This window comes from Amaricoccus tamworthensis, from assembly GCF_049800875.1.
Classification (GTDB): domain Bacteria; phylum Pseudomonadota; class Alphaproteobacteria; order Rhodobacterales; family Rhodobacteraceae; genus Amaricoccus; species Amaricoccus tamworthensis.
The window spans coordinates 1-25,539 of the sequence record NZ_JBNAFV010000004.1 but is presented as its reverse complement, the minus strand read 5'-3'; the positions used below and the strand labels follow the sequence as shown (position 1 = coordinate 25,539).

The following is a 25,539-nucleotide window of genomic DNA, read 5'->3' as shown; positions in this document are numbered from 1 at the left end:
CCCCATGAACAGCGAGGCAGAAATCATCGAAGAAGAGCTCGTCTACGGCGCACGACGACGCGAGCTCATGTGGCAGAAACTGGGGCTAACAGGCATGGGCTTTGGCATGGCAGGTTGCCTCGCCGCTGCCCTTGTTGCCCTGTTCGACGTGGACCCGCCGCCCATGATCGTGCCCTTTGATAGCGAAACCGGCATGGCCCTCCCCAATGCCGTGGTTGAAGCGGTCTCACTCACGGAACGCCCCGCTATCATCGAGGCACAGGTCTACCGCTATGTCATTGATCGAGAGACATACAATCAGCTCGACAATGACGTGCGCGTGCGGCGGGTCCTGGAACAGTCGGACGGCGCGGCCGCCGCAGGGTTGCGGGCGCTTTGGACAAGCGGCCATGAGGCCTATCCGCCGGACAGCTACGGCACAGATGCCCGTCTTGATGTCGAGGTTCTATCGATCACCCATATCAGCGCCAACCGTGCCCAGGTGCGTCTTCGCAAGCGGCTCAACTCACCGCGCGGCACTCAAAACGGGCTCTTCACCGCAACGCTGATGTTTGAGTTTCGGCCCGAGAACAGCCGGTCGATCGATGATGTCTGGCAGAATCCTTTCGGCTTCACTGTCACCGAATATGCGATCCGCTCGGATCGTTTGGAGTAACCCATGCGCCGCCTGTTCTTGATCCTCGCCCTCGTTGCACCTCTTGCTGGCACCGCCAATGCCGAAACCCAGCCCCGACAAGGCCCCTATGATGCCCGGGTCAGGCTCGCCACGTATCAGGATGGGCAGGTCTACCGCATCCGCACCAGCCTGACCCACGTGACCAGCATTGAATTCAGCCAGGGCGAGACCATCCGCTCGATCATTGCGGGCGACACCGAGGGCTTCCTTCTGGACGGCGTGCCTGGTGGCCAGGCCTTTGCAATCAAGCCCGTCACACGCGGCGCGCATACAAACATCACCGTCTACACCAACCGGCGAAGCTATTATTTCAACGTCACCGAGGCGAGCTCGCCGACTTTCTATGTCATCCGCTTCACCTATCCGGAGTCCGCTCCCCAGCAATCGCGTGTGGCGGCAAGCCAACCTGCCAACCACGCCTATGGCGTCAGCGCACGGTCCGAGATCACTCCGCGTGAAATCTGGGACGACGGCACCTTCACCTACTTCCGCTTTGCCGCAAACGCGCCGCTGCCTGCGATCTTTCGCTGGTCGGCTGGCAATGAGCGCAGCGTGAATGCGCTCGCGCGACCGGATGGAGTGATCCGCGTGTCAGGTGTCAGCGATCGATGGGTTCTCAGGCTCGGCGAGGACGAGATTTGCATCCAAGAGATGAGCGAGGCAAATCCCGATGAGTGAAACAGCTGAGCTTAAGAAGCGCCTCGAAGCGCTTGAAGGAAAACCACAAAACCAAAAATCGCGACCTTCTGCTGGCACGATTGCCCTAGGCATTGCGGCAATCGCCGCACTTGGCGGCCTCTTGCTGTTGTTCTCTGGCGGCTCTGAACCCGATAGCCTGGAAACAGCCTCACCGGATGAGTTCCAAGCAGCGGGACCGGGTTTTGGCGCGATAGAGTCACCCCCTGCACCGATAGACACTTCGCCACCGCCAGAGCTGGAACCAGACAGCGAGACGGAAGAGCTGCGCGCGCAAATGGACGCCATGCGGTCTGAACTTGAAGCACTGCGCAACGCGCCAGCACCCGAGACCCCTGCCGTTGACACGGAGGCGCTTGATACTTTGGGTGCAGAGATCGATGCCCTGCGCAGTGAGGCCGCTGCAACTCAGGCCGCTTTGCGCGAAGAACTGGAAGAACGTGCCCGACAAATCCAGCGACTGCAGAACGATCTGGAACTTGCACGCCTGGAAACCGCGCGCACTCCCGCACCAACCGGCCCCACGGCCGAAGAACTGCGCCTTCAAGAGCTCGAGCGGCGGCGGCAAGCAGAACTTGAGGAACTCCAAGCCCGCATCGCCAGTCCTATCATCGCCTTTGGCGGCACCGGAGGCGGCAACAATGAAACCGCTGCGCAGCAGCGGCGACTTGATGGCGACACAGACTTTGTCCGCAATGGCGCTGAACCCGCCGAGGTGACGCAAGCCCAGTTGATCGTGAATCCGGCAAACACAGTAGTTCAGGGCACGATGATCCAGGCGGTGCTGGAGACCGCAATCGACAGCTCGCTCACCGGTCAGGTCCGCGCCATGGTATCGGAAGATGTCCACGCCTATGACGGCTCGCGGATCCTGATCCCTCGAGGCGCACGTCTGATCGGGCGGTATCAATCTGGCCTCGACATCGCGCAACAACGCGTGACGATCGCCTGGGACCGGATCATTCTGCCCAGCAACCAGACCGTTGAAATCAGTGCTTTTGGTGGCGACGAACTGGGGCGGTCTGGCACGACCGGCTTTGTCGACAGCCGCTTTGGCACTCGGTTCGGGTCAGCCGCCCTGATTTCGCTGATCGGAGCCTTGCCCGCCGTGGCAGCCCAGAATACCGAAGATGAGATAGCCTCTGATGTCTTGGAAGGCATTGGCGAAGACCTGCAAGACAGCGCGCAAAGCGTGATTGGCGAATATCTCTCCGTCTCGCCCGTGATCTATGTCGATCAAGGTGCCCGTGTCACCGTGATGGTCGATCGTGATCTGGAGATTTTTTGATCATGGCGGCCAGCTATCTGCAAAGCTCGATGGACAAGATCCCCGAGGCGCGTGATCCGAAGCTGATCGAGCTTTGCATCAATCCCGACGGCAAGTTGTGGGCCGAGTTTCAGGGGGATCACTTTATGCGGCCCGTCAATCGGCGGCTCACGCAGAACGAGATCAAGGACCTTGGCAATCAGGTTGCTTCCGCCGCGAACACCACGCTCAGCCGAACGAAACCCATCGTCTCGGTCAGCATTACCTACCGTGACCGCCCAATCCGGGCGCAGGTCATCCAGCCCCCCGCCGTTGATGGCGGTTACGCGATTTCCCTGCGGTTCTTTGCGGACCTACCATTGGACCAGATCAAACTGTCTTATCTCTTCGGCAAAGAACGCAACAATGAAGGTGCAAGACGCAAGCGTAACGCCGAGCTGCGCGATGTCGTGGTCACGGGTGACATCGACGCCGCAATCAAGTTTTGCGTCACTCACAAGCTCAATATGATAGTGTCCGGCGGAACCTCGACCGGCAAGACCGTCACGGCGCGCAAGATCCTCTCCTTCGTGCCCGCCGACGAGCGGGTCATCACGATTGAAGAGGCCGCGGAGCTGCGACCGACGCAGCCCAATGTCGTGACGCTGATGTCTGATCGCGATGAAGCCACGCGCAGCGCTGATGTCCTACTGACTTCCACCCTTCGCATGCGGCCAGACCGCATCGTCCTGGGCGAAGTGCGCGGCAAGGAGGCCATGACCTTCCTTGAGGCCATAAACACCGGCCATGGTGGCTCACTCACCACGCTGCACGCTGAAACACCGCAACTTGCTGTTCAGCGCCTCGCCATCGCCGCCCTGAAAACCGACGTGCCCATGACCTACCAGGACATGAACGATTACATCACCCGCTCGATCGATGTGATCATCCAGGCCGGTCGCCACGAAGGCGCGCGCGGCATTACAGAATTTTACCTGCCGATTGATCCGGCCCATTCAAAGGAAACTGCCCATGTTTGAATACAAGATCGAACTGATCAACACCGCCAAGACAAAGGCACTAAAGATCGAAGCGCAGCTGACTGCTCTTGGTCAGGACGGCTGGGAACTAGTCTCGGTCGTGCCGGATTTTGACGGCGAACACATCCTGAAGGCCTTCCTGAAGCGGCGTACGGGCGCGAGCGCCTAAAGCCAACCTAAGGAGGACACGATGGGCGTCGTCACCTGGATGGTTGAGACAACCGACAACTTTCTGGACGACGCGGCCCAAACCACCTTTGGCAACGTCGCCGGGCAGCTTGGCGGCGTCATTGCCGTGGCATCGACGCTCGCGGTGATCGGCGTCTTCCTCAACATGGTGTTTCAGTACAAGTCGATGGATGGGCGGACCGCCTTCTGGTTCGCCCTCAAGCTCATGCTCATCTCTCTATTTGCGATGAACTGGGTCCAATTCAACGCAGTAGCCAGCGCGCTGATCGATGGGCTCGACCAACTCGCGGGCGGCATGGTGGCAGGGCTTGGAGGCGGCGGTGCCGGTGCATCCTACTTTGCCGAGGCCTTCGACGAACTCATCGAGGAATTTGGCGACTACCTAAACGTGGCCGGTGACAACATGCATTGGATGGCCGGAGCCCTGATCGGCGCGATCGGGGCATTCCTATTGGGCGTCATCGGCGCGCTATGCGGGCTTGTTCTGATTTTCGCGAAAATCATGCTGGCGTTCATGATCGGCATCGCCCCAATCATGATCGCGCTTTCGTTGTTCGATGTCAGCAAGGACTATTTCCACCGTTGGCTGTCCAGCACAGTATCCTACGCGCTCTACCCCCTCGTGATCGCGGGCGTGTTTTCCACTGTCGTCGGCATGTCGCGCTCGCTGATGACCGAACTCGGTGACCCCTCAGGCGCGAGCAACATCGGCGCACTGGTGCCCTTCTTCATGATGATGTTTCTCGCAGGCGGCATGATCATCGCCACTCCGCTGATCGTACGCTCTATCTCAGGCAACTTCATGATGGCCGGACCGCCGAGCATTCCCGGTCCTGCCGGGTTCGCCAAGGGCTTGATCGGCACCAAGGGCTCGCGGGCTCGTGCTCGGTTTGGGACCAGATCAAACGCCGAGATCGCGGGAGCCGGAATACGGCAGGCGGGCGGAGCTACTGTTTCAATGGTTCAGAAGGTTGCTGAACGGGCGAAGCGGTTGGAGTAAAACTGGCCCAAAGCCACTTTGCGTCGAGAAAGTCGGAGACCTCAACACGGCCTTTCGAAGCAGACAATCTTTGCAACTGCAGCCCATGAGAGCAGCCTCGAAATCCGTGGAGGTGGCACCTGGTCTTAGCTTCAACTCGGGGTTGCTTGAAAAGTTGGTCTATCCGCAAAAGACAGGTTAGGATATTCGAGATTTAAGAAAGAACTATGAGGCCAGATAATTTCATGGCGGACGCCCATTTCAGAGTGCAGGTCGAAAAGGACCACCTTAAAAAGCTAGCAAGCGCAGACGCCATCAAGGCTTTGTCGGAATTGATATGGAACTCAGTCGATGCTGATGCCACTCGCGTGGACATCGAAATTGAGAATGATGATATCAGCATGCGCTCAATCACTGTCCGGGACAACGGCCACGGCATTCCACACGAGGAAATCAAGCAACTCTTCGGTAGCATCGGCGGGTCTTGGAAGCGCCACGGAAGCCGCTCTAGGGGCAAGAAGCGAATCCTGCACGGCAAGGAAGGTAAAGGTCGCTTGAAGGCTTTGGCGCTCGGGCGATCGGCTGAGTGGATTGTGCGCTACAGGGACGAAGACGGCAAAGGCAAACTGCTCGGATACAAGGTTTCCCTTCTACGGGATGATCTTGTCGATGTTCGTGTGACTGAACCAGAAGAGGCCGATCCTGCTCTTGGCACCGGCGTGGAAGTCAAAGTGGCCGAGCTCGATAAGAACTATCGGTCCCTCGAACCGGAAAGATCGGTACAGTCGCTGTCCGAGGTCTTTGCGCTTTATTTGACGGACTATAAGGAGGTGTCGATTTTTGTCGAGACCGACAAGTTGGACCCGAACAAAGCCATCAAAGAGAAGGTCAGCATCGACCTAGACCCTATCATCGAAGGTGAAGGCGACAACGCCAAGGCCTACCCAGTTTCCCTTGATCTTATTGAGTGGAAGACATCAACCGAACGCTGGTTCTTCCTATGTGGGCAGCACGGTTTTCCGTTCCAACGTGTCAAGCCACGTTTCCACGCGCCCGGACACCAGTTTTCAGCTTACTTAAAATCCAGCTTCATCGATGAGCTTCAGGAACGCGGTGAACTGGAACTAGCCGAGATGATCGCACCGGCACTATCAGAAGCACAGGATGCTGCCGCCGAAGTCATTAAACGGCACTTTGAAAACAAGGACGCGGAGGCGGCGCAAACAGAGATTCAGCAGTGGAAAGAAGAAGAGGTCTACCCCTATAGGATCGAGCCGCAATCCCCCGTCGAAGAGGCTGAACGCAAGGTCTTCGATATTGTCGCGCTTAACGTCAACAAGCACCTTCCGGATTTCAAGATTCAAAGTTCCAAGAGTAGGGCGTTCCAGATGCGTATGCTCAGACAGGCCATCGAGAAAGGCCCCGACGAGCTACAACATATTTTAACTGAAGTTCTGGAGCTTCCGCCAAAAACCCAGAAGGAAATGTCCAAGCTGCTTGAAGAAGCCGATCTAGCCAACGTTATCAGCGCCGCGAGGTTGGTATCTGATCGGCTCAGGTTCGCTACCGGGTTAGAAGCGCTGATATTTCACCCTGATACGAAAAAGCACCTCAAAGAGCGCAGCCAACTGCACCGCTTAATCGCCGAAAACAACACATGGATATTCGGAGAAGAGTTCAACCTGACCGTCGATGACCAGTCGCTGACCGAGGTGCTACGGAAGCACCAAAAGATAATCGGAAAGGATACCGTCATCGATCGCCCCGTTACTCGGGTGGATGGAAAGGTGGGCATCGTCGACTTGATGTTGTCCAGGGCGCTTCCACAGCGTCGGGAAGGCGAATGTGAGCATCTCATTGTGGAACTAAAAAGACCTAGTTGCAAAATAGGTTCAGCAGAGATCAATCAGATCGAAGACTATGCATTCGCTGTGATCGAGGATGAGCGTTTTCGACATTTGAATACGCGATGGAGCTTCTGGGTAGTTTCCAATGAACTGGACGCCAGCGCCAAGAGGAAGACCCGTCAGCTAAACTGTCCACCTGGTCGTATCTATGCGTCTGATGATGGCATGGTGGAGGTGTGGGTGAAAAGCTGGGCGGAGGTTCTGGATGCATGCAAGTCGCGAATGAAGTTTGTGCAGGATAAACTAAATGCCAACGTCGATACGGACAGTGCCTTAAAATACCTCAAGAAGACTTACGAGAAGCATCTTGTTGGAGTAGCAGAAGAGCACGCTGAAGAGCTAGAGCCGGAAGTGGCTGAAAATTGAAGGGCGGCCTATCGAATTGAAGCCGTTTTTCCCGGTTTCCTTTCTCATGCCCTTCTTTTTTCGTGCGGCCGCGGTGAGTGTCTGCTCTCCCATCTCATCCCCGAGCTGCCTCCTCCAAAAATCTCTCCATTCGATCTGTCCCAGCCTGATACTCGCCCCGGCTAGGCGTGTCGTCCGACGTTACTTCCCGCTGTTCGCTGACAAGGTCTTCGACCTCTTCTCGCAGTTTCCCACCGCCTGCGGAACCACCAACTGGCACCACCTTCGGCAACTCAAGCTCTCCGATCTTTGCCTCCAGTGCCTTGATCTGCCCTTGCAGCCCGCGCATCTGGTCTCCTGCCGAGGGATAAGGTAGATCGCCGGTCTGCTTGTCGAAAATCTGCTTAAAGAACCTGTCGTCATAGTATTTGATCCGCTTGGCGCGGACGGGCATTTGCGCGTCGACGACCAGAACAATGTCATCAAGATCCATGCGCCGTGCCTCATCCTCGGGTAGGAGCGCGGTTTCTTCAGTCCGTTCAGACATGCTGCGACCAGCGAAAGGGTTTCGGCCGACAGAACGCGAGCGGGTCACAACGCGCTTGGTTGTTTTGCCAACGGCCTTGCTGAGCTCTTCGATGGTCTTTTCGTCTGAGGGGGTCAGATAGAGCTTGATACCCGCGTTGCCCTGCAAGGCGCGGCGGGCGTTTTCACCGTAGATTTCGTCCAGCGCCGGGATCGTCTGTGTGACGATCGCGAGGTTCGCCCGGTAAGATCGCAGGGTTTCGATGCTGTCCAGAACGATGGGCATTTTGCCCAAGCGGTTGAACTCATCGAGCATGATCATCACAGGCCAAGGCTCGTCCTTGCCGGGTTCATGATCTTGCAGCGATGCCAACAAGTCCGAGAAGAACAGACGGATAAGCGGCGCGAGCGGTTTCACCATCAGCGGTTCGACCACGAGATAGACCGAAAACGGCGTTTTTCGGATGTCGCGGAAGTCGAAGTCTGAGGTTGCGGTTGCACGGTCGATGGCGGGGTTGGACCATTGTTTGAGGCCAGATGTCATCAAGAGCGACAGGTAGGACGTTAACGTGTCGTTGTTGGTTGAGGCCATGCGCATGAAGATCAGCTTGGCGGCTGGGTTGACCACTTCATCGGCGCGGCGGCGGTATTCCTTCTGCTTGTCCCCGCCCGACGCGGTGATGCGGTAAATCTCACCCAGGGTCGGCCGCTTGCGCTCGAACGCCAAAAGTCCTGCCGCCACGAATAGATCGATACCGCCATCGAGGAGTCCTTGGACGCGGTCGTTATCTGCTTGCAGGAACAGCGAAGCCAGAAGTTGCAGCTCCATCTGCTGACGGTCGACGTTTTCCAGCGCCGATATGCGCAGCAAAGGATTGTACCGGTGAGAGCGACCATCCTTCCAATCTGTTGGCGCGAACCGGAACACCTTGTCGCCCTGTGCGGCCCTGTGGCGCGCCGTCGCCTCGAAGTTCTCACCCTTCACGTCCAACACCACCGCGCTGCCCTGATAGGTAAGCAGGTTCGGGATGACGAAACCCGTCGTTTTGCCGCGTCCGGTCGGGGCGACGATCAGGGCATGGGGGAACACCTTGGACATCACGAAGGGTTTGCGACTCTTAGGCTTACCCATTTTGCCGAGGACAAAGCCGTGGCCAGGCTTGCCGAAAAAGCCGTTCCGCTTCATCTCTGACATGTGCTGCCAGTGGGTTTCACCAAATTCGGTCAGCGCGTCATTCATCAATACAGCGCTGAGCAAAACACCCGCGCAAGTGCTGATCCCCACGATCAAGTGAACAATCTGCATGTCGGCCTGATGGGTCGTTCGGAGAACCCCATAGCTGCGTGCCAGCATCAGGAAATCGATATCCGCCCCAACCCCGAACCAGCGGAACGTCAGAAAGGCCGACGCCAGAACATACCCTAGCACCGCGCCCAGAAGAGCAAAGCACATGACGCCAAGTGCGATCCGCGCCTTACCCATGCGTCACGCCCTTTTCGCCATCGCTATCGACATGCCGCTCGCGTTGAACATCAATTTCTTCATTGGCGATCTCATCGAGGACGTGCTCGATCGCCACGCTGTTCGCCAGAGCGGCATCGCTCTGCAGATAAGCCTTAGCCGCATAGAGCCGGTCCAGGCGGTCTTCGATATGTTCCTCCAGAGCGGTCTCATCGCCAATCGCCAAGTCCGGGGTGCCCTCTTCACTGACCAGTTCCTCCATCTCAGCACGCAAGGTCTCGCGTTCCTGATCGTTTCGGAATGGATCTACGGTTGGATCGTCCCTCATACGAATCAGGATTTCTGCAGTGGTCGGCGGCAGCCGGTCGATGATGGCTTCCTGCCGGTCGGTCTCCACCGTCCCACTGTCTTTAAGAACCTCGGCATCTGCCAACACACGGCCCAGATCACTGTGCACCTGGTCAAGGCGGTCGATCGCCTTCTCCAACTCATCGGCGCGTGACAGGTCAAAGCCTTCCTTTTCGGCAATCGCATTCAAATCCTGTCCAAGCCATTGCCGCTCGAGCGCGGCATTGCCCGCGCCGATTTCAACCCGGCGCGTCACCTCTTGCGCGTCAATTCCGGTGCCGTTCAAAGCCTGCTGAAGACGTTCTGCCAGAGCTGGATTCTGCAAAGCGCCTTGGGCCTCAGCCCGTATATTCGCAGCTGAATAGATCCCACTTTTGGACGCGTCTTCGAGCAACGTGTGGGACTGCGTTCCCATAGGACTCAGATGTGACAAAGAGCGATAGATGTCGTTCAGCTCATGCTCCAGCGCCGCACGCCGCTCCACCGGGGCGTCCGCCACAATGCGCTCGGCTTGGTTGATCTTGTCGTGAAAGGCATCCACGACCTCATCAAACGAATGCTGTTCTTCGGCCATGCCATATACCTTTCCATCTGCTTCAATCGGTTTGCCCTGCTCCAATAGCGTCGCGGCCTTGTCCAAGGCTGCTGCAATGTCATGCTGGTTCTCGCGCGAGGCCTCGGCCGCTAAGCCGCGATAAAGCCGCGCGTTCTGCGCCACCTCAGCCAAGGCACGGTCAAGCTCCGGCCCCACGCGCTCACGCTCGGTCAGCTTCTGCCCCGTGGCTTCTGCGCGGCGCTGGTCTGCATCGCTTGGCCTCTTCGTCGTGATCCCTCGCTCCAGCTTTCGCGTCGCCTCAAGCCGCAGCCCATAGCGGTCCGACACCTCCACCATCGCTTCGCGAAAACTGTCGTAGTTGAAATGGTGCCCTTCTTTCAGAAAGAAGAATTCACCGTCCTTGCTGCGCCGGTTCAGGACGATATGCGCGTGCGGGTGATCCCGGTCCTCATGCACGGCTGCGATGTAGTCGAAGTGGCTGCCTTCGCCCTGAAAGAAACGCTCGCAAATCTCGCGCGTGATCTCGGCGACATCCTCGCCATGCGTGCCAATCGGGAAGGCCATCAACAGATGCGAAGTGTGCCCCAGCTTGGGATGAAACCCCTCACTCCACTGCGCTGAAAACCGGTGCGTGACCTGTTCGATCTCTTTGGCTGACAGAACGCTCTGGCCGTCATAGGTGCCACGGCTGTCGATGATGAAGCTCGACTTTGTGGTCAGGTATTCCAGCTGGTTGCGCAGCTGCGCTTTGTTGTGCGTGCCGCCATCGCGAATGGCTTTGAAGATGGCGGGTGAATGACCCATGGCCGCGCGTGCCATCTGCTTGGCGCGGGCTCGCGGCACACTTCCGCGAATGCGGCTCCAGTCGCGATCGAAGAAGGCCTCCTGCGCGGCGGCAATGGCACTATTCCGAGCCATCGGCAAAGCCTCCCAGAACGCGGGCAACCTCACCCGAAAGTGCGCTACGTCGGCGCTGCGCCATGTCTTGAACCTGGTCAGCGATGTCGAAGATCAGCTCGGCCAAAGCGCGGACCTGAGCATGGGCGGAATTGCCATAGGGCGGCGTCTTGCCCTGGCGCTTGGCCTCGTTCAGGCGCTGCGCAATTTGGTTGATATTGTTGCCGGTGCGATTGAGTGAGGCAGAGAGCCCCTGCATCTGGTTCACTAGTTCATCATCGGGAACAAACAGATCGTTCGACGCATGGATCAGCCGCCGCAGCCCCTCGGCACGGCTGGCAATATCATGCCGCGTCAGCACGGCATCGAAGCCCGCAAGCTCCTTTGGCGTGAGCCGGACATTCACCAGCTCAGAGCGCACGCGGGCATCCAACTTGCGACTTTGATCGGCCTTCAACGTGTAGAAGATGCTGCGGGTCGTGACGCCGAATTCGCGGGCCAGATCCTCGATCGGCACCCCTTCGGTACGCTTGCGCACGATGGCAAAACGCTGGTTCTGCGTCAGTCGCTTGTGCCGTGGTGCGCGTGGTCGGCCCATGTGAAGTAATCACCCCTATTTCTTGCCAGCATCATACAGGCAGCCCTGTTATGGCATTTCGCCATAATTGATTCAATATTATAATATTGCATCAACTACCTGTATTCCGTTTGGAGCAGCCATAGGCTGCGACCGCCGGGCAGAGCCCGGCCACTGGCGCAAGGCATGGCACCACTAATCGTGGTTCCATGCCTCAGCATCACCAAGCAATTGCAGTGCTATTGCGCGGGCCGCGCCTTCGGCGCTGGTATAGGTTTGATGATCGGGCAGCTCGTGCAGATCAAAGGGTTGCTGAGGATCGTTCGGTGTCTCAACTCGGACATAGATCGCCCAGCCATCAATCAGTGCTGGATCATCACAATACTCCTGACCGCCGTCGGGCAGATTGCAAAACCCATGTAGGTGCACACTGGCGCGACCCTCTCGGGCCGCCTGCCTGATGTCAGAGTATTTCATGGCAAACCTTTGCACTTTCCCCGATGAAAAATTCGTCAGGCTCGCCGTTCAGACGGGTGCCATTCCGATTGGTCAAACCGATAGCCGACCCGTTCCGCGTGAATGTGATGAGGAATTGCCCAAGGCGATCACGCGTCACCACATACCCGCTGTTGACCCAATGAACGCGGTTGCCCGCGTCCATTGCTGCTTTGATGTCTTCCAAGGTCATCGCAACGCCTCCTCAAGGATTGCGAGAGCCCCAAGACAATCGTCGATATAGGGCTGCTCCTCACCGTCCAGATCGTTCAGTTCCAGCCGGTTCAACACCGCGTAAAGCGTGGCGCGGGCCTCACGGGCGGCGCTGCGCAAGCTGACGGTATCTTCCAGACGCGCAGTCGCAAAATCATCGCTGTGATAGTCGGGGATCATCGGATTTCTCCCGCCTTGTGTTTCCAACGCGGCGTGATGTCTTTGAACGACACAGTGAAGGACGGTAGCGCGTCAAAGCCGTTCGAGCTTTTGACCACCTTCACCTTGGCGCAATCATCCTCGACGCTGAGGATCTCGACGCAGAACACGCCGCCCAAACCCGACGGAACAACGATTTCCTTCAGCTCGTGCCGATGCTTCCCGCAATAGACGCAGGTGCTATAAAGCCCGTCGATGATGTGACCGCCGGTCGCGCGATCACAGTCGCAGGTCCAGAATTTCGGGGGCTGATATTTGTGAGCCATTTGTGGCCTCCTCTTGGGTGCTGCGGTTGGGGCTTGCGCCCCCTTCCGCCGATGGGCTGCACACCGGCCAATCTGATCTGACCGAATACGCATGTATTCGGCGGAACAGAGTGGGTGGGGGCACAGCCCGACCCACGGCCCAGGAGCGGCCAGTCAATGGGTCAAAGCCAGCAATTGGCGCGGCCCGCAGCGCGCCCCGCGCGAGGACACGGGTTGCAGACTTTGACGACGCGCCCGCGCGGCGCTTGCCCATTGACGGGACACGACAGGGATGTTGGGCGGACCAATCAAATTTAAAGAAGCCTGAAGGAGGTGAGCGGGCTGAAAGCCGGTCGATCCTCCGCACAGTCCGTTTCTCAGGGCGGCCCGTGCGCAGCAGCACCGGCCACAATTTCTCATTTCATCCCCCGAGGCCTGCGCCCCGCCACGTGAGGCGGGGCGCAGGTGCTCAAAGCTCAACACCGGCTTTCAAGTTGCCGTCCGGATCCAGCCATTTGCGCGCCTCTGCGCAGTCCAAGCAAATACAAGTGCCACTGCCTTTCACGATGACCGGCGCAAGAAAGATCACCGGATTTGACGCGCCGCATTTGCGGCACGTCATCGGGGGTAGGATTGCGGGGCCGCTCATGCTGCGGCCGCTTTCGATTGACCTGCTGCTGCTAAAACAAAATCGGCTGCCTTCTGCGCCTCGGACGCCGCGCGGAAAATCGCCCGCTTGTCCTCTTTGAGAGCTTTCAACCACCCTTCAACATAAGCGGCGCTTTGGTCGAATTCCGGCGCGACGCCAATCTGAGCACCAAGGAAACAAGCACCGATTTCCGCCACCAGCTCTTCAAAGGCATAGGCCTCACGGTTCGCAAATTTCTTGATCCGCTCAAGCCGCTTTTCGCTGCCGGTCCAATGGATCACCTCATGGGCCAATGTCCCATAATAGCCTACCGCATTGTGAAACGTGGCAATCGGTGGCATGTGGATGTGATCTTTGGCAGGGCTGTAATAGGCGCGCGGGTCATCACTGGTGAGGATCTCCGCCCCCGTCCTGCTGAAAAACGCCTCAAGCTCGGGATCTTCCGCCGTGCCAAGTTCGCGCGGGGCCTCGGGACGGATGTAGTAATCCTCCGGCAAACCCTCGATCTGATCCGCGTTAAACACGCGATAGGCGCGCGCATAGGGCAGCTCCTCCTCGATGCCCAATTCGTTTTCTCGGGTAAACGTCCCGTATTTGACCACGGTCGACGACGTTTCGCCTTTGCGGACCTGTCCACCCAGTTCCTGCGCCTGTTTGTAGGTCATCCAGCGGCTGGACACATAGCCATGCTTGGCCGCCATGACCCAGAGCATCAGGATATTAATCCCGCGATACTCCTCGCCATTGTGTCGGGTCGGAAGGGCAATGCCGGACGCGCTCCCTGTCCACGGCTTGCGCCATGGCGGCGTGCCCGCCTCGATCTCTGCGATAATGGTGTCGGTGACATGGGCATAAACATCAAACTTCGGTGCCATTTGTGGCCTCCTCGATCAAAGTGACGCGGGTGAGGCTTCGCGCCCCCTTCCGCCGATGGGCTGCGCCTCGGCCACCTGATCTGACCGAATACGCATGTATTCGGCGGAACAGAGTGGGAGAGGGCAAAGCCCGACCCACGGCCCTGAACGGGGCTGTCAATCGGCCACATTTGCGAAGAAAATGTCTGCGCCAAAATCAGACGCCAATTTGCCCCGCGAGGAATGGCTCGCCCGCGAGACAGGGGAAATTGGTGGCTTATTTTGGGGATGACCCAAGGTTGACCGCCACGGTCAGGGATGTTGGGCGGACCAAACAAAAAGAATGATGTCTGGATCGGGGCGAGCGGGCCATCGGCCCGTTGAGTCTCGGTTCAGTCCGTTTGCAAAAGCCGTCCTCACGGGACGACAATCATGTAATTTCGTGGTTAGACTGAGATGTGCAAGAAATCTTTAGAATCATGTTTTCAAGGAACAAATCGTGCAATCAGAGGGCTCATTCGGTCGAACAATCCAGCTTTTTCTCGTAGACGGGAAGCCAACTGGGCTGCGAAAAGCGACAATCCATGGCTGGACAGGTTTCCTTTTTGTAAGCGGCGCTTCAGCTTTCGGCGACCTGACCGCTCGTGAAGAAGTTGATCGGACCGGCATCTACATCCTATCAGGTCCTGATCCCGAAAAAGCCGGTGTAACCCGCACCTATATTGGCTCCGGAAATTCCGTGGCCGAGAGGATCAAGCAAAGCGCGATCAAAAGAGATTTCTGGGAAACGGCCATCACCATCACGACAAGTGACGATGACCTTTCCAAAGGGCACGCGGAATATCTGGAGGCGCGGCTCATAGAACAAGCCGCCCAAGCAGGCCGCGTCACGTTGGATAACGGCACGCAGCCGGACACCAGCAGGCGACGATTGCCCGAGGCTGACGTTGCAAACATGGAGCAGTTTCTATCAAATCTGCGGATCATCCTGCCCGTAATCGGACTGGATATGCTCAAGCCACAACCGCGCGCGGTGACACAGACAGCGAAGCCAGTCGACGAACGAACCGCAGGTGAAGTGCAATTCGAGATCCGCCACAAGAGCGGCGTCAGAGCGACCGCTGTCGAGGAAGATGGTGAATTCGTTGTACTGGAAGGGTCTGAGGCGCTGACCGAAACTGGCTATGTCCAACAAAGCTACGGCAGCTTGAAGGAAAAGCTCATATCCGACGGCACTCTGGTCGCCGACGGCAATCAAAAACTCCGCTTCACAAAACCCTGGTCGTTCAATAGCCCTTCAGCCGCCGCTGCTGTCGTCCTGGACCGAAACAGCAACGGACGCCTGGAGTGGAAGGTCAAGGGATCAAAACAGACGTATCACGACTGGCAACAAACAGAAGCAAAACAGCCATCGTAGGGCACCCGAACGTCTTGGCTAGACCTGCCCGCCAACACCTTTGAATTTTTCGACAAAAGCTGCAATCTTTTCGAATACGGTCGTCTTCTTGGTCCGAAACTGAGGATTTAGTGGGCTCATCTTGGGGAGTATGGCATTGAGGTCAGCACCGTTTTCACTTGCAAATTCGCGTTTTATGGAAGCAGAAATATAGCGCCTTGCCGCGTCGGAATTTAGATCTTCCGACTTGATAAGCTCGTCTACCTCTTTGCGTTGCTCCTCCCGAGCAAAAGAGAAAAATGCATCGATCACACCTGCCTTATCATCAATCTGATCAAGATCAGTCTGGTTGATAAAGTCCACAATCAGGCTCTCTTTGGCACGATTTCCAAGGCTGCCGCGAATGACGCGGCGAGCATCCTCGATCAGATCCCCTTTGCTCTTCACCTTTTTGTTTTTCTCAAAGATAAGCTCAAGGATGTAGTCGAGGTTAATCTCCTGCGATTTCAGAAGATCCACTTCGAAAACGACATCGTCCCACTCAATATTACTTTGTTCTTGCTCAGCCGAAGACTTTTCCCGCCGCAGCCAATCGCGAATGTCGTTGTATGTTGATCTATAGTCTTGAACTGCTCGGTCTGAAGGCAATTCTATCGCCTCTAGGTCACGTAGATCCTCGTCGCTCAAATAGTGCTTATTCTTGAACTCCTCAACGGCAGCTGGATCTGTTAAATCCAGCGTCTGATAGGCTTTCAATGCTGAAAATTCGTCGTAGTTCCTGAGCACATTCTCAACTCTCAGATACTCACCAAAGAGCTTCGCGAACTCTTTTTTATCTACTTCTTTGACAATCTCGTCTGGCTTTGGAAAGCGCTCGGTCAGCTCCTTTACAACATCAATGAACCCGCGTCGCGCCGCGCCGGTTTCCTGATCAACGAAACCATTCATATACTCGTCGTAGCTCTTCTCAAGCACGACGTTCTTTGTGTTCTTGTCACCGAACAGCGTGATCGCATCAACGGTCGCTTGCTCAAGGTCCCTGAACGCCACGATATTGCCGAACGTCTTGGTCGCATCGTAAATCCGGTTGGTTCTGGAAAACGCTTGCATCAAGCCATGGAAGCGAAGGTTTTTGTCGACAAACAAGGTGTTTAGCGTTGGCGCGTCAAAGCCTGTAAGGAACATGCCGACGACAATAAGTAAGTCGATTTCTTTCGAGCGAACCCGGCTGGCAAGATCGCGGTAGTAGTTTTGAAAGCCACCGCTATCGACACCAAAGTTCGTTTTGAAAAAGGAATTGTAATCTTTGACTGCGGCACTCAGGAACTCCTTGGCGCTGCTATTCATCGCTGACACATCGAAGCTCTCGTCCTGAATGTCACCGATCGCATCTTGCTGTTCGTTGGCAGCAAACGAGAAGATCGTGGCGATCTTCAGCGGCTTTTCACTGCCCGCCTGCAGAGCGTTCAAGGTTTCGTAGTAGAGCTTCGCGGCATCCACACTGCTGACAGCAAACATGGCATTGAACCCACTGCTGCCCGCTTGCATCCGGTGGGTTTTTTGGCGGAAGTTGTTCAGAATATACTGAGAGACTTCCCGAATACGTTCTGGATGAAGTAGCGCTTGCTTGTTTTCAGCCGCGCTGAGCTTCTTTTCGTCTTGCTCTGTCTCGATGGCTTTGAACCGGGGACGCACATCGTTGTAGTCGACCTTGAACTTCAGGACTTTTTCGTCGCGAATGGCATCGGTGATCACATAAGAATGCAGCTCACGCCCAAACACCCCCGCGGTCGTTTCAGCCCCTAGCGCATTCTCAGGAAAGATCGGCGTTCCGGTAAAGCCAAACTGGTAAAATCGTTTGAACTTCTTCTTCAGATTCTTCTGAGCCTCGCCAAACTGGCTGCGATGACATTCATCGAAAATGAAGACCACCTGCTGGTCATATACCGGCAGGTCACCCTCCGACTTCATCAGGTTGTTCAGCTTTTGGATCGTTGTGACGATGATTCTGTTATCGTCCTTGCCTAAGTTGCGCTTCAACCCAGCCGTGCTGTCGGAACCGTTTACACTGTCAGGGGAGAACCTCTGGTATTCCTTCATGGTCTGGTAATCGAGGTCCTTGCGGTCCACGACGAAGAAGACTTTATCGATGAAATCCAGCTCGGTTGCCAACCGTGCCGCCTTGAAACTCGTCAACGTTTTGCCGGACCCTGTGGTGTGCCAGATGAAACCACCGCCCTCAGGCTTCCTCCAGTTTTTGGCTTCATATGAGCTCTTGATCTTCCAAAGGATGCGTTCAGTCGCTGCAATCTGGTAAGGCCGCATGATCAGCAACGTGTCGCTGACGTCGAAAACGGAATACTGCAACAGAACGTTCAGCAGCGTACGCTTCTGAAGGAAAGTTGCGGTGAAATCCTTGAGATCTTTGATCAGCTCATTGTCGGACTTCGCCCAGTTCATGGTAAAGTCGAAGCTGTTCTTGTCACGCTTGGTCGTGTTGGCGAAATACCGGGTGTCGGTGCCGTTTGAAATCACGAAGAGCTGCAGAAACTTGAATAGGGAATGCTCGCTGTTGAAGCTTTCCTTGCTGTAGCGGTGAATCTGATTGAAGGCCTCCCGGATCGCCACGCCGCGCTTTTTTAGCTCGATCTGAACCAATGGCAAACCGTTGACCAAGATCGTCACGTCATAGCGATTGGCGTGCGTACCGACCTGCTCGAACTGCTTAATAACCTGCAGCTTATTGCGAGCCATGTTCTTCTTGTCGAAGAGGTAAATGTTCTGGATGCGCCCGTCATCAAAGACGAAATCGTGGATGTCGTCGTCGTGGATTTTGCGGGTTTTGTCGACGATGTTGTCGCTTGGCTTGTCGAGGTAGGTCTCGACAAAACGCTTCCATTCATCATCTGAAAACGTGACGTTGTTCAACTGCTCCAGCTGCACGCGGACATTGGCAAGCATGGCATCTGGGGTCGTCAGAGCAGGTAGGAACTCATAGCCCTGATTGACCAGATCCTGCACCAATTCGCGTTCCAGATCGTCTTCGCTCTGGTAGCGATCGGCGGCATCCCACTCCTTGGTGTACTTGTCGAGGACGATGAAGTTCTTCGTTTCCGCGATGGTTTTCGTCTTCTCAACCATTTTGTTCATCCTGTTGCCAATAGCCGTAATTGTTAATCAAATTGTCCAGTAATACCGCCACGTCTTCCTTTTGCTTCTCCGTCGGGTCTGCGACCTCTTCGAAGGCAAGTTCGCGGTGGCTATAGTGGTTTGTCAGTTTCTTAAGATAATCAGCTCGACCTTCTGGCGCAGTTGAAAGGAGCTTCGTCCAATGCTCGTAGCCCAGAAAATTCGCGGTCTTCTCATAGAGATTTCGTAGCAGATTGAAGTGGTACTTCTGGACACCGTCCTGATCGATGGCATCTCGAAGAATACTGATCAGATGATGATGGTAAGAAAAACTCTTATTGGCCGCGCCATTCTTCGGCTCGAGAAGGAATTGACCCGCCACGTTGCGCTTCAGGAGGTAGCGCGCTGCTCCGCTCAGTTCCTTGCACAACACGTTAAAGAATAGCGGGTTGTGGGTGGTGACGACATATCGAACCCCATCGCCGTTCTCAAAACGGCTGGACGAGATCAAGCCCGCCAAGTCAATCGCCAGTTCGATCAAGTGATTTTCGTCAAGCGAACTGACCGGGTCATCAATAAACACGTACTCTAGATCATCATATTCGTTGTCATCACGTTGAGACGGATCAGGCTCTTTTCTGAGCGCAATGACCTCCTGCAACAATGTATAGAAAACGCTCCAGATAAGGTTGTTTTCCTCCCCCTTGGAGATTTTGACGTTGTTCTCGATATTGTCTCCACCAGTGTACGCAAACCGAATTTCGGGGAAGGTTAAAACGTTGGTTCGTCTTCCCTCAAATTCTCTGACAACCGTTTCAGGGGGGAAGGATGGTGTGATACTGCGGCTAGTGTAATGCTGGAAGTTATTGATGATGTTTAATTCTTGCCCTCTATCCCTCAAGATCCAATCGATGAACGTATTTGGCTGAATGCGGATTTTTCGGTCTTCGTCGCCTTCGGTATCATTGTCCCAGACGAACAAATCCTCAGTGAAAGCACTGTAGTATAGAAACTTCCGCCTTGCCGGGACAGGTTCATCATCCTCAGGATTCTTCGGGGCGATCTCGTTCTTCATTACGCGAGACAGGCGGGTCTTCCCGGTCCCATTGAAGGCATAGATCAACTGAACCTTCTTGTTGGCTGCGTGCAGCTGCTGGGCGATCTCCTCGAGGGTCTGGCCCATTTATGCGGCCTCCTCGGGTTTGGGGAAGCTCAAGAGCAGGTCGCGGTAGTATTCATACTGCTGCTGACGCAACTTGATTTCACGCGGCAGGCCTTCACTGAGCGAGGTGGTCAACGTGTCGAATTTGTCCAGGATAGCAACGATGCGCGCTTGCTCCTCAAGGGACTTTTCGGGGTCGTCTGGATAAGGCACAGCGATCAAGGTCTTCTTGATGTTGTCATTGTATAACCGCTTGATCACACCGCCGTCGGACACGTGCCATTTTGCAATCTGGTAGAAGTAAAACAGGTACTTGTTCAGAACCTTGCTTTCATCATTTTCGAGCCAAACGATATTGCTATCTTGGAAATAGGCTTCTTCCCCATCGAAGACCACGGACCGGCCGATCGTCCCACTGGCGGAAATCAGAACTTCGCCCACCTTTGGGTAACTGTATTTTCTTTTGAACTCCTCGAACAGCTCTCTGGAGATGAAGGCATTGGGCTCTCTGCCAAAGGTTCCGATTTTGAAGAACGGGATATCTCCGTCGGCCGATGTTTGGTTCTTCATCACCCGCTTACACATGCGCACTTCACCAACCCATCCCAGCGGCTTCCAGGCCATGTTTCCCGAAGGGTGGCTTAGAAGTTCGTCTCGGTAGTAGTTGTATTGTTGTTTGCGGGCCTTAAGCTCGGCTGTCAGCTCGGCTGTCAGCTCGGTGAAACTGTCCAGAATCCGAACAATCTCCGCTTGGATCGCAAGTGATTTCTCTGGTTCTTCAGGGCAAGGGATTGGAAAGTTAAGACCTGCAACAACTGACTTTGACAAACGCGGAATACTTGCCCTGCGTACTTGTGCGCGGATCTTCGGCTGTTGAGTTAGCAGCCAATGATAGAGATACTTGCTCAATACTGTGTCGGGGGGCTCAAAAAAATGAACATCATCAGCCGCCCAGAACGCCGACTCACTGTAACCTATTTCGCCGGCCGCCCCTGCACAAACAATGAACGCGGAATCCGGTTGAACGTTGGGCTCATGGTAATAACCCAAGGGCGTCATGCTGTTCTGGTAGACAGCGAAAGCGCCGCTTTCTTCTAGCTGGCTTTTTACGAGCCGCTTTCCGCGTTGAATATGGACCGTGTCTTCAAGCGGTCTCGACACCACTGAAGCACCATCCAGCAGCTTTTCCAGAAAGCTCCGATCGTTCATGCCTCGATCTCCGCAACGATCGCGTCGATGTCCGCACGCAGCTGGTCGATCCTGGCGACAGTGGTTTTAATATCGGCATTCAGCTTGGCAATTTCGACGACTTCGCGGGTGTCTTTGGGCTCGACATAGGCGCTGACGGAAAGGTTGTAGTCTTTCTCTACAATCCTGTCGTAAGGTACAGTTTCGGCGACATGGGACACGTTTTTCTTGTTGTCAAACAACTCCATGATCCGCCCAATATGCCGATCTTCCATGAAGTTGTTGTTCGTGCCTTTTCGGAAAAATTCCTCGCCCGTCGCATCGATGAACTGGACGCCTGTATCGGTCTTATTCTTGGCCAGAACCAGTATGTACACCGCGATGGAAGTGCCGAAAAACAGGTTCGGCGCCAGGGCGATCACCGTTTCAACGAAGTTGTTGTCGACCAGATACTTGCGGATCTTCTGCTCTGCCCCACCACGGTAAAAGATACCAGGGAAGCAAACAATCGCGGCCCGTCCCTTGGCTGACAGGTAGTGCAGCGCATGAAGGACAAAGGCAAAATCGGCCTTCGACTTCGGGGCCAGCACGCCTGCCGGGGCAAAGCGGTCATCGTTGATCAGCGTCGGGTCATCCGCACCCTTCCACTTCACCGAATAGGGCGGGTTCGACACGATGGCGTCAAAGGGTTTGTCATCCTGGAAGTGCGGATCCTCGAGCGTGTTGCCGTACTGGATGTTGAACTTGTCGTAGTTGATGTTGTGCAGGAACATGTTCATGCGGGCGAGGTTGTAAGTGGTGTAGTTGATTTCCTGCCCGAAGAAGCCGTCTTCGATGATGTGCTTCTCAAACTCGTCCTTGGCCTGCAAAAGCAGCGAACCTGACCCGGCCGCCGGATCATAGATCTTGTTGACGCTGGTCTGCTTGTGCATGGCCAGTTTGGCGATGAGCTTGGACACATGGGTCGGCGTGAAGAACTCGCCACCTGATTTGCCCGCGTTGGCGGCGTAGTTCGAGATCAAGAACTCATAGGCGTCGCCGAACAAGTCGCCTTCGTTATCATCGAACTTCAACGGCAGGCCAGCCACGCCTTTGAGGACCTCAGCCAGTCTTTCGTTCTTCTGTTTAACAGTGCTGCCCAGGCGGTTGCTGGTGGTGTCGAAATCAGCAAAGAGGCCATTGATGTCCTGCTCGGACGGGTAGCCACTGGCCGAAGCCTCGATCGCCGAAAAGATCTCGGCAAGGTCCGTGTTCAGACTGTCGTTCTTGCTCGCGGTTTTCACCACGTTTTGAAAGAGTTGGCTGGGGTATATGAAGTAGCCCTTGGTCTTCACTGCGTCGACTTTGGCTTCATCGGGGATGTCTGCGTCGGCCATGCCCGCATAGTTGATGCTGTCGTCGCCACCTTCGATGTAGTTGGTGAAGTTCTCGCTGATGAAACGATAGAACAACGCGCCCAGGACGAACTGCTTGAAGTCCCAGCCGTCGACAGCACCACGAACACGGTTTGCGATGCTCCAGATTTCTCGGCGCAATGCCTCAGCCTGTTGTTGCCCGGTCATTTTTGCTCCCCTTCTTGTTTTTGTTCCTGCTCGGCAATCCAGCGGTCGATCTCGCTTTTGCGAAATCGCCATGCACTTCCCACCTTGAACCCGGGAACCTTGCCCTCAGATGCGAACCGATATGCCGTTTTCTCAGCGATCTTGAGATACTCAGCGAGCTCTTTCACGGTCAAAATGTCTTCGTTGGGCATTTCGAAAATGTCCTCTCTGAGGGATTTGGGTTGAAAATAGTTGAAAGGAGGAGAAGCGGCAAGCTTGGCTTGCTTGAGGTCGTCGAGTTCAGCGCGAAGCAGCTCCAGGGCTGCGTCCCAGGGCGGTGACTCCGCCCTGGCGCTAAGGTCACTCGGTAACCGGATCTTCATCCCGGCGCGGGAAGGCGACCATTTCGACGTCGGGAAACATGCTGTGTTTGACGTTGATCGACGTGATGTTGCCGCTGTCGTCAGTGTTGACGAAGAGGACGCCGCAGCGGTCCCAGAAGTTCTTGCCGTCTTTTTCGCCGGATTTGACGTTCAGTTTCAGAGTTTGAGTAGCCATTTTTTGATCCTCACTTTGAGTGTTTCGATGAACATGACCAAAGCTGGCACCAAGGGGCTGTCAGCGAGAAACTTGCCTCGCGAGGAATGCGCTGGCGCAAGGGAAGTTTCTTGTTGAAGCGGGGCTTGCCCCGCGTCTGCTCCGGCTGCCCGCTTATGTTCAGCAATCAGAAACACGGCGTTGACGATCTGAGTTTGGCACTCACAAACTGAACGGTCTCGTCATGCTGCGTCGCAAGAGCCGAGGAACTTAAAGTAACCGCTGCGGCTTAACGGCTGTCACTCCGGCACTGCAGAATTTCATTCGAATATGTTGTCAAAATCAGATGCAGAGCCCTTGCTGCGTGTTCTTACAAAAAGCTCTAGTTCGAGGGCTGCCAGCAGCGCCAGGATCGTGTCGAGCCGTGTACCGCCCCGCCCGGCCTCAACTTTTGATATCGTTTCCTGCCAAACACCGCTGCGCGTGGCGAGATCGGCCTGCGTCAAGTTTTTCTCTCGACGAGCCTGACGGATCGCATGTCCAAGATCTCGGGGAATTCGAACGAAGTTCTGCAAGCCTACCTCCGGCGCCACCTATGATGCCTAGATCATAATTCCTCTCTATGACCTAACGATCATAAACGCAGCAGTCTAGCCCAGGACAATTTACGCTGCAGCGTAATTTTCCCATTTTTGCGCTGTAGCGTAAATTTCGCACCAGTTCTCCTTTTTGCCCTATGCCAGTTGCACCTACCGAGGGGTTGTTCCATGGTCCGTTGACTTTCAGAAAAACATACCATTTTTTCTGACAAGGAGTTCGAATATGACTACGTCAAACATCAAGCAACGCATCATCGGAAAAGGTCGCGGCGCAATCTTTGCCCCGACCGATTTTCTCGACATCGGATCCCGCGCAAGCGTAGATCAGGCCCTGTCACGCCTTGCTGATCAGGGTGTGATCCGGCGACTGGCGCGGGGGCTGTATGACTACCCGAAGAAGAGCCCGCGCTTCGGGTTTTTGTCGCCTTCCGCCGATGACATAGCAAAGGCTGTTGCTCGAAAGGACGGACAGATCTTGCAACCTTCTCTTGTGGATGCCGCCCTCATTTGCAAGGAATTTCTGAACATTAGACATGTGATCGAGTGCGGACTCTTGTCAGGCCTGTTAGTGCGGCCCGATAGATGCCGCTGGCCGGGATGGTGATGCGCGGACCGGGGCCAAATCTCCAACAGCGAGCTCGAAGCTCTGAGAAGGTTCCTGGTTTGCCCAACCCGGATCATGTCGATCATTTGCCCATTCGGATCATGCCTTCCTCACAACTCTGCGTTCCGTTCCTGCCGACGCGCCCGATCAGGCGGTGGCCATCACCGGATCGCGATAGTCCTCGCCGCGCGTCAGCATCGCCCAAATGCCGCGCGCCATCTTGTTGGCCAGCGCGAAGGCTGCGACCATCGGTGGCTTGCGTTCCAGCATGCGCTCAAGCCAGGGATTTTGCGGTGCGCCACGGCGCAGCGCCCAGCGGACCACCGCCATCGCGCCGGTGACAAGCAGTCGCCGGATGTCCCGCTGCCCCATCTTCGATGTTTTCCCCAGCCTCTGTTTTCCGCCAGAAGAATGTTGCCGCGGCACCAACCCGAGCCAAGCTGCAAAATCGCGGCCACGCCGGAACTGGTCCATCGGCGGCGCGAAGGTTTCGACTGCGAGCGCAGTGATCGGTCCGACACCCGGCATGGTCTGTAACTGCCGGGGCATGGCGGCCGCCCTGGACGCGGCGGCGAGCTTTGCCGAGACTGCGGTAAGGCGGGACGTCAACAGTTCGATCTGCTCCAGAACCATGCGGCAGATGTCTCGCGCCAGGTCAGGCAGGCCCGAACCAGGATCCTCGACCACCTTCGCCAGCCGCGGGATATATCCGACCCCTTCCGGCGCCACATGCCCGAATTCATAGAGGTGCGCGCGAAGGGCGTTGATCGCTTCGGTCCGCTGCTTCACGATCTGCTCGCGGGCGCGAAACGCCACCGCCCGGGCCTGTTGGGCTTCGGTCTTGGGTTCGACGAACCGCATGGTCGGACGCATCGCTGCCTCAACGATTGCTTCCGCGTCGGCGGCGTCGTTTTTCTGGCGCTTGATGAACGGTTTGACGTAATGCGGCGCAATGAGCCGGACGCTGTGCCCGTAGGCGGACAATTCCCGCGCCCAATGGTGCGCGCTGGGACACGCCTCCATCGCCACGTCGCATGCGGGATGGTCCGTCATGAATCGCGCAAACTGCAGTCGCGACAGCTTCTTGCGGAAAACAACCACCCCATCCGCTGCCGCCCCGTGCAGCTGGAACACGTTCTTTGCCAGATCGACCCCGATAATGCTAACTTCTTCCATGGATGCCCTCTCCTTCAGCTTGTGCTTCGACACCACGAGTATGGCACATCGCGATGCCGTCAGGGTGAGAGCGGCATCCACCCCATCTC

24 protein-coding genes and 1 pseudogene are annotated in these 25,539 nt (G+C 56.0%); 9 read left to right on the top strand and 16 right to left on the bottom strand.

The window, feature by feature from the left end:
* Window positions 1-4 precede the first annotated feature (4 nt).
* From ACP15P_RS09100 to ACP15P_RS09070, 7 genes are all read left to right on the top strand, one after another.
* A complete protein-coding gene (locus ACP15P_RS09100) occupies window positions 5-655 on the top strand; it encodes a VirB8 family type IV secretion system protein (protein ID WP_424928142.1) in 651 nt (216 codons plus the stop codon).
* Between the two features lie 3 nt (window positions 656-658).
* Window positions 659-1,354: a TrbG/VirB9 family P-type conjugative transfer protein gene (locus ACP15P_RS09095; protein ID WP_424928141.1), complete on the top strand. Its 696-nt coding sequence runs from the start codon at window positions 659-661 to the stop codon at window positions 1,352-1,354.
* A complete protein-coding gene (locus ACP15P_RS09090; RefSeq protein WP_054462367.1) occupies window positions 1,347-2,660 on the top strand; it encodes a TraB/TrbI/VirB10 family type IV secretion system protein in 1,314 nt (437 codons plus the stop codon). The genes ACP15P_RS09095 and ACP15P_RS09090 overlap by 8 nt, the downstream gene beginning before the upstream one ends.
* A gap of 2 nt (window positions 2,661-2,662) precedes the next feature.
* Complete coding sequence (locus tag ACP15P_RS09085; protein ID WP_424928140.1) at window positions 2,663-3,658, top strand: ATPase, T2SS/T4P/T4SS family; 996 nt, start codon at window positions 2,663-2,665, stop codon at window positions 3,656-3,658.
* Window positions 3,651-3,827, top strand: a complete 177-nt coding sequence (locus tag ACP15P_RS09080) for a DUF4177 domain-containing protein (RefSeq protein WP_424928139.1) — start codon at window positions 3,651-3,653, stop codon at window positions 3,825-3,827. The genes ACP15P_RS09085 and ACP15P_RS09080 overlap by 8 nt, the downstream gene beginning before the upstream one ends.
* 21 nt (window positions 3,828-3,848) lie before the next feature.
* Window positions 3,849-4,847 (top strand): TrbL/VirB6 family protein, encoded by a 999-nt coding sequence (locus ACP15P_RS09075; protein ID WP_424928138.1) that lies wholly within the window; start codon window positions 3,849-3,851, stop codon window positions 4,845-4,847.
* 224 nt (window positions 4,848-5,071) lie between these two features.
* Window positions 5,072-7,099 carry an ATP-binding protein gene (locus tag ACP15P_RS09070; protein ID WP_424928137.1) on the top strand — a complete coding sequence of 676 codons (2,028 nt, stop codon included), beginning with the start codon at window positions 5,072-5,074 and terminating at the stop codon, window positions 7,097-7,099.
* A 94-nt stretch (window positions 7,100-7,193) separates the two neighbouring features.
* Here the strand turns inward: ACP15P_RS09070 and ACP15P_RS09065 are convergent, their stop codons facing one another.
* The 8 genes and pseudogenes from ACP15P_RS09065 to ACP15P_RS09030 form a co-directional block, all read right to left on the bottom strand.
* Window positions 7,194-9,086 (bottom strand): type IV secretory system conjugative DNA transfer family protein, encoded by a 1,893-nt coding sequence (locus ACP15P_RS09065; protein WP_424928136.1) that lies wholly within the window; start codon window positions 9,084-9,086, stop codon window positions 7,194-7,196.
* Window positions 9,079-10,887: a relaxase/mobilization nuclease domain-containing protein gene (locus tag ACP15P_RS09060; protein WP_424928135.1), complete on the bottom strand. Its 1,809-nt coding sequence runs from the start codon at window positions 10,885-10,887 to the stop codon at window positions 9,079-9,081. Before ACP15P_RS09060 ends, ACP15P_RS09065 begins: the two co-directional genes overlap by 8 nt.
* A complete protein-coding gene (locus ACP15P_RS09055) occupies window positions 10,874-11,464 on the bottom strand; it encodes a hypothetical protein (protein ID WP_424928134.1) in 591 nt (196 codons plus the stop codon). Before ACP15P_RS09055 ends, ACP15P_RS09060 begins: the two co-directional genes overlap by 14 nt.
* Before the next feature lie 174 nt (window positions 11,465-11,638).
* A complete protein-coding gene (locus tag ACP15P_RS09050) occupies window positions 11,639-11,920 on the bottom strand; it encodes a hypothetical protein (protein WP_234170501.1) in 282 nt (93 codons plus the stop codon).
* Between the two features lie 13 nt (window positions 11,921-11,933).
* Window positions 11,934-12,131: pseudogene (locus tag ACP15P_RS09045) on the bottom strand (hypothetical protein); the annotation flags it as partial.
* Window positions 12,128-12,331, bottom strand: a complete 204-nt coding sequence (locus ACP15P_RS09040; RefSeq protein ID WP_025060004.1) for a hypothetical protein — start codon at window positions 12,329-12,331, stop codon at window positions 12,128-12,130. The pseudogene ACP15P_RS09045 and the gene ACP15P_RS09040, both read right to left, overlap by 4 nt.
* A complete protein-coding gene (locus ACP15P_RS09035) occupies window positions 12,328-12,636 on the bottom strand; it encodes a hypothetical protein (RefSeq protein ID WP_234170500.1) in 309 nt (102 codons plus the stop codon). Before ACP15P_RS09035 ends, ACP15P_RS09040 begins: the two co-directional genes overlap by 4 nt.
* A gap of 624 nt (window positions 12,637-13,260) precedes the next feature.
* Complete coding sequence (locus ACP15P_RS09030) at window positions 13,261-14,139, bottom strand: ArdC family protein (protein ID WP_234170499.1); 879 nt, start codon at window positions 14,137-14,139, stop codon at window positions 13,261-13,263.
* Window positions 14,140-14,617: 478 nt separating this feature from the next.
* On the opposite strand from ACP15P_RS09030, the gene ACP15P_RS09025 reads away from it, so the two are divergent.
* Window positions 14,618-15,535, top strand: a complete 918-nt coding sequence (locus ACP15P_RS09025) for a GIY-YIG nuclease family protein (RefSeq protein WP_424928133.1) — start codon at window positions 14,618-14,620, stop codon at window positions 15,533-15,535.
* Between the two features lie 18 nt (window positions 15,536-15,553).
* Here the strand turns inward: ACP15P_RS09025 and ACP15P_RS09020 are convergent, their stop codons facing one another.
* The 7 genes from ACP15P_RS09020 to ACP15P_RS08990 form a co-directional block, all read right to left on the bottom strand.
* On the bottom strand, window positions 15,554-18,655 hold the full coding sequence (locus ACP15P_RS09020; RefSeq protein ID WP_424928132.1) for a type I restriction endonuclease subunit R: 3,102 nt from the start codon (window positions 18,653-18,655) through the stop codon (window positions 15,554-15,556).
* Window positions 18,648-19,826 carry an ATP-binding protein gene (locus ACP15P_RS09015; RefSeq protein ID WP_234170496.1) on the bottom strand — a complete coding sequence of 393 codons (1,179 nt, stop codon included), beginning with the start codon at window positions 19,824-19,826 and terminating at the stop codon, window positions 18,648-18,650. Before ACP15P_RS09015 ends, ACP15P_RS09020 begins: the two co-directional genes overlap by 8 nt.
* Window positions 19,827-21,014 carry a restriction endonuclease subunit S gene (locus ACP15P_RS09010; protein ID WP_234170495.1) on the bottom strand — a complete coding sequence of 396 codons (1,188 nt, stop codon included), beginning with the start codon at window positions 21,012-21,014 and terminating at the stop codon, window positions 19,827-19,829.
* Window positions 21,011-22,555 (bottom strand): type I restriction-modification system subunit M, encoded by a 1,545-nt coding sequence (locus ACP15P_RS09005; protein ID WP_234170494.1) that lies wholly within the window; start codon window positions 22,553-22,555, stop codon window positions 21,011-21,013. The genes ACP15P_RS09010 and ACP15P_RS09005 overlap by 4 nt, the downstream gene beginning before the upstream one ends.
* Window positions 22,552-22,746: a methylation-associated defense system helix-turn-helix domain-containing protein MAD1 gene (mads1, locus tag ACP15P_RS09000; protein WP_058239057.1), complete on the bottom strand. Its 195-nt coding sequence runs from the start codon at window positions 22,744-22,746 to the stop codon at window positions 22,552-22,554. Before mads1 ends, ACP15P_RS09005 begins: the two co-directional genes overlap by 4 nt.
* Before the next feature lie 148 nt (window positions 22,747-22,894).
* Complete coding sequence (locus tag ACP15P_RS08995; RefSeq protein ID WP_035262952.1) at window positions 22,895-23,092, bottom strand: hypothetical protein; 198 nt, start codon at window positions 23,090-23,092, stop codon at window positions 22,895-22,897.
* 299 nt (window positions 23,093-23,391) lie between these two features.
* On the bottom strand, window positions 23,392-23,646 hold the full coding sequence (locus tag ACP15P_RS08990) for a helix-turn-helix domain-containing protein (RefSeq protein WP_234170493.1): 255 nt from the start codon (window positions 23,644-23,646) through the stop codon (window positions 23,392-23,394).
* Between the two features lie 247 nt (window positions 23,647-23,893).
* On the opposite strand from ACP15P_RS08990, the gene ACP15P_RS08985 reads away from it, so the two are divergent.
* A complete protein-coding gene (locus ACP15P_RS08985; protein WP_424928131.1) occupies window positions 23,894-24,274 on the top strand; it encodes a DUF6088 family protein in 381 nt (126 codons plus the stop codon).
* Between the two features lie 147 nt (window positions 24,275-24,421).
* Here the strand turns inward: ACP15P_RS08985 and ACP15P_RS08980 are convergent, their stop codons facing one another.
* Entirely contained in the window at window positions 24,422-25,450 is a 1,029-nt protein-coding gene (locus ACP15P_RS08980) for an IS110 family RNA-guided transposase (protein ID WP_028720250.1), read from the bottom strand.
* Window positions 25,451-25,539 lie beyond the last annotated feature (89 nt).

Bases quoted from the DNA above. Each gene is read 5' to 3' on its own strand.
- ACP15P_RS09100 (WP_424928142.1), top strand. From the start codon at position 5: ATGAACAGCGAGGCAGAAATCATCGAAGAAGAGCTCGTCTACGGCGCA.
- ACP15P_RS09095 (WP_424928141.1), top strand. From the start codon at position 659: ATGCGCCGCCTGTTCTTGATCCTCGCCCTCGTTGCACCTCTTGCTGGC.
- ACP15P_RS09090 (WP_054462367.1), top strand. From the start codon at position 1,347: ATGAGTGAAACAGCTGAGCTTAAGAAGCGCCTCGAAGCGCTTGAAGGA.
- ACP15P_RS09085 (WP_424928140.1), top strand. From the start codon at position 2,663: ATGGCGGCCAGCTATCTGCAAAGCTCGATGGACAAGATCCCCGAGGCG.
- ACP15P_RS09080 (WP_424928139.1), top strand. From the start codon at position 3,651: ATGTTTGAATACAAGATCGAACTGATCAACACCGCCAAGACAAAGGCA.
- ACP15P_RS09075 (WP_424928138.1), top strand. From the start codon at position 3,849: ATGGGCGTCGTCACCTGGATGGTTGAGACAACCGACAACTTTCTGGAC.
- ACP15P_RS09070 (WP_424928137.1), top strand. From the start codon at position 5,072: ATGGCGGACGCCCATTTCAGAGTGCAGGTCGAAAAGGACCACCTTAAA.
- ACP15P_RS09065 (WP_424928136.1), bottom strand. From the start codon at position 9,086: ATGGGTAAGGCGCGGATCGCACTTGGCGTCATGTGCTTTGCTCTTCTG.
- ACP15P_RS09060 (WP_424928135.1), bottom strand. From the start codon at position 10,887: ATGGCTCGGAATAGTGCCATTGCCGCCGCGCAGGAGGCCTTCTTCGAT.
- ACP15P_RS09055 (WP_424928134.1), bottom strand. From the start codon at position 11,464: ATGGGCCGACCACGCGCACCACGGCACAAGCGACTGACGCAGAACCAG.
- ACP15P_RS09050 (WP_234170501.1), bottom strand. From the start codon at position 11,920: ATGAAATACTCTGACATCAGGCAGGCGGCCCGAGAGGGTCGCGCCAGT.
- ACP15P_RS09040 (WP_025060004.1), bottom strand. From the start codon at position 12,331: ATGATCCCCGACTATCACAGCGATGATTTTGCGACTGCGCGTCTGGAA.
- ACP15P_RS09035 (WP_234170500.1), bottom strand. From the start codon at position 12,636: ATGGCTCACAAATATCAGCCCCCGAAATTCTGGACCTGCGACTGTGAT.
- ACP15P_RS09030 (WP_234170499.1), bottom strand. From the start codon at position 14,139: ATGGCACCGAAGTTTGATGTTTATGCCCATGTCACCGACACCATTATC.
- ACP15P_RS09020 (WP_424928132.1), bottom strand. From the start codon at position 18,655: ATGGTTGAGAAGACGAAAACCATCGCGGAAACGAAGAACTTCATCGTC.
- ACP15P_RS09015 (WP_234170496.1), bottom strand. From the start codon at position 19,826: ATGGGCCAGACCCTCGAGGAGATCGCCCAGCAGCTGCACGCAGCCAAC.
- ACP15P_RS09010 (WP_234170495.1), bottom strand. From the start codon at position 21,014: ATGAACGATCGGAGCTTTCTGGAAAAGCTGCTGGATGGTGCTTCAGTG.
- ACP15P_RS09005 (WP_234170494.1), bottom strand. From the start codon at position 22,555: ATGACCGGGCAACAACAGGCTGAGGCATTGCGCCGAGAAATCTGGAGC.
- mads1 (WP_058239057.1), bottom strand. From the start codon at position 22,746: ATGCCCAACGAAGACATTTTGACCGTGAAAGAGCTCGCTGAGTATCTC.
- ACP15P_RS08995 (WP_035262952.1), bottom strand. From the start codon at position 23,092: ATGGCTACTCAAACTCTGAAACTGAACGTCAAATCCGGCGAAAAAGAC.
- ACP15P_RS08985 (WP_424928131.1), top strand. From the start codon at position 23,894: ATGACTACGTCAAACATCAAGCAACGCATCATCGGAAAAGGTCGCGGC.
- ACP15P_RS08980 (WP_028720250.1), bottom strand. From the start codon at position 25,450: ATGGAAGAAGTTAGCATTATCGGGGTCGATCTGGCAAAGAACGTGTTC.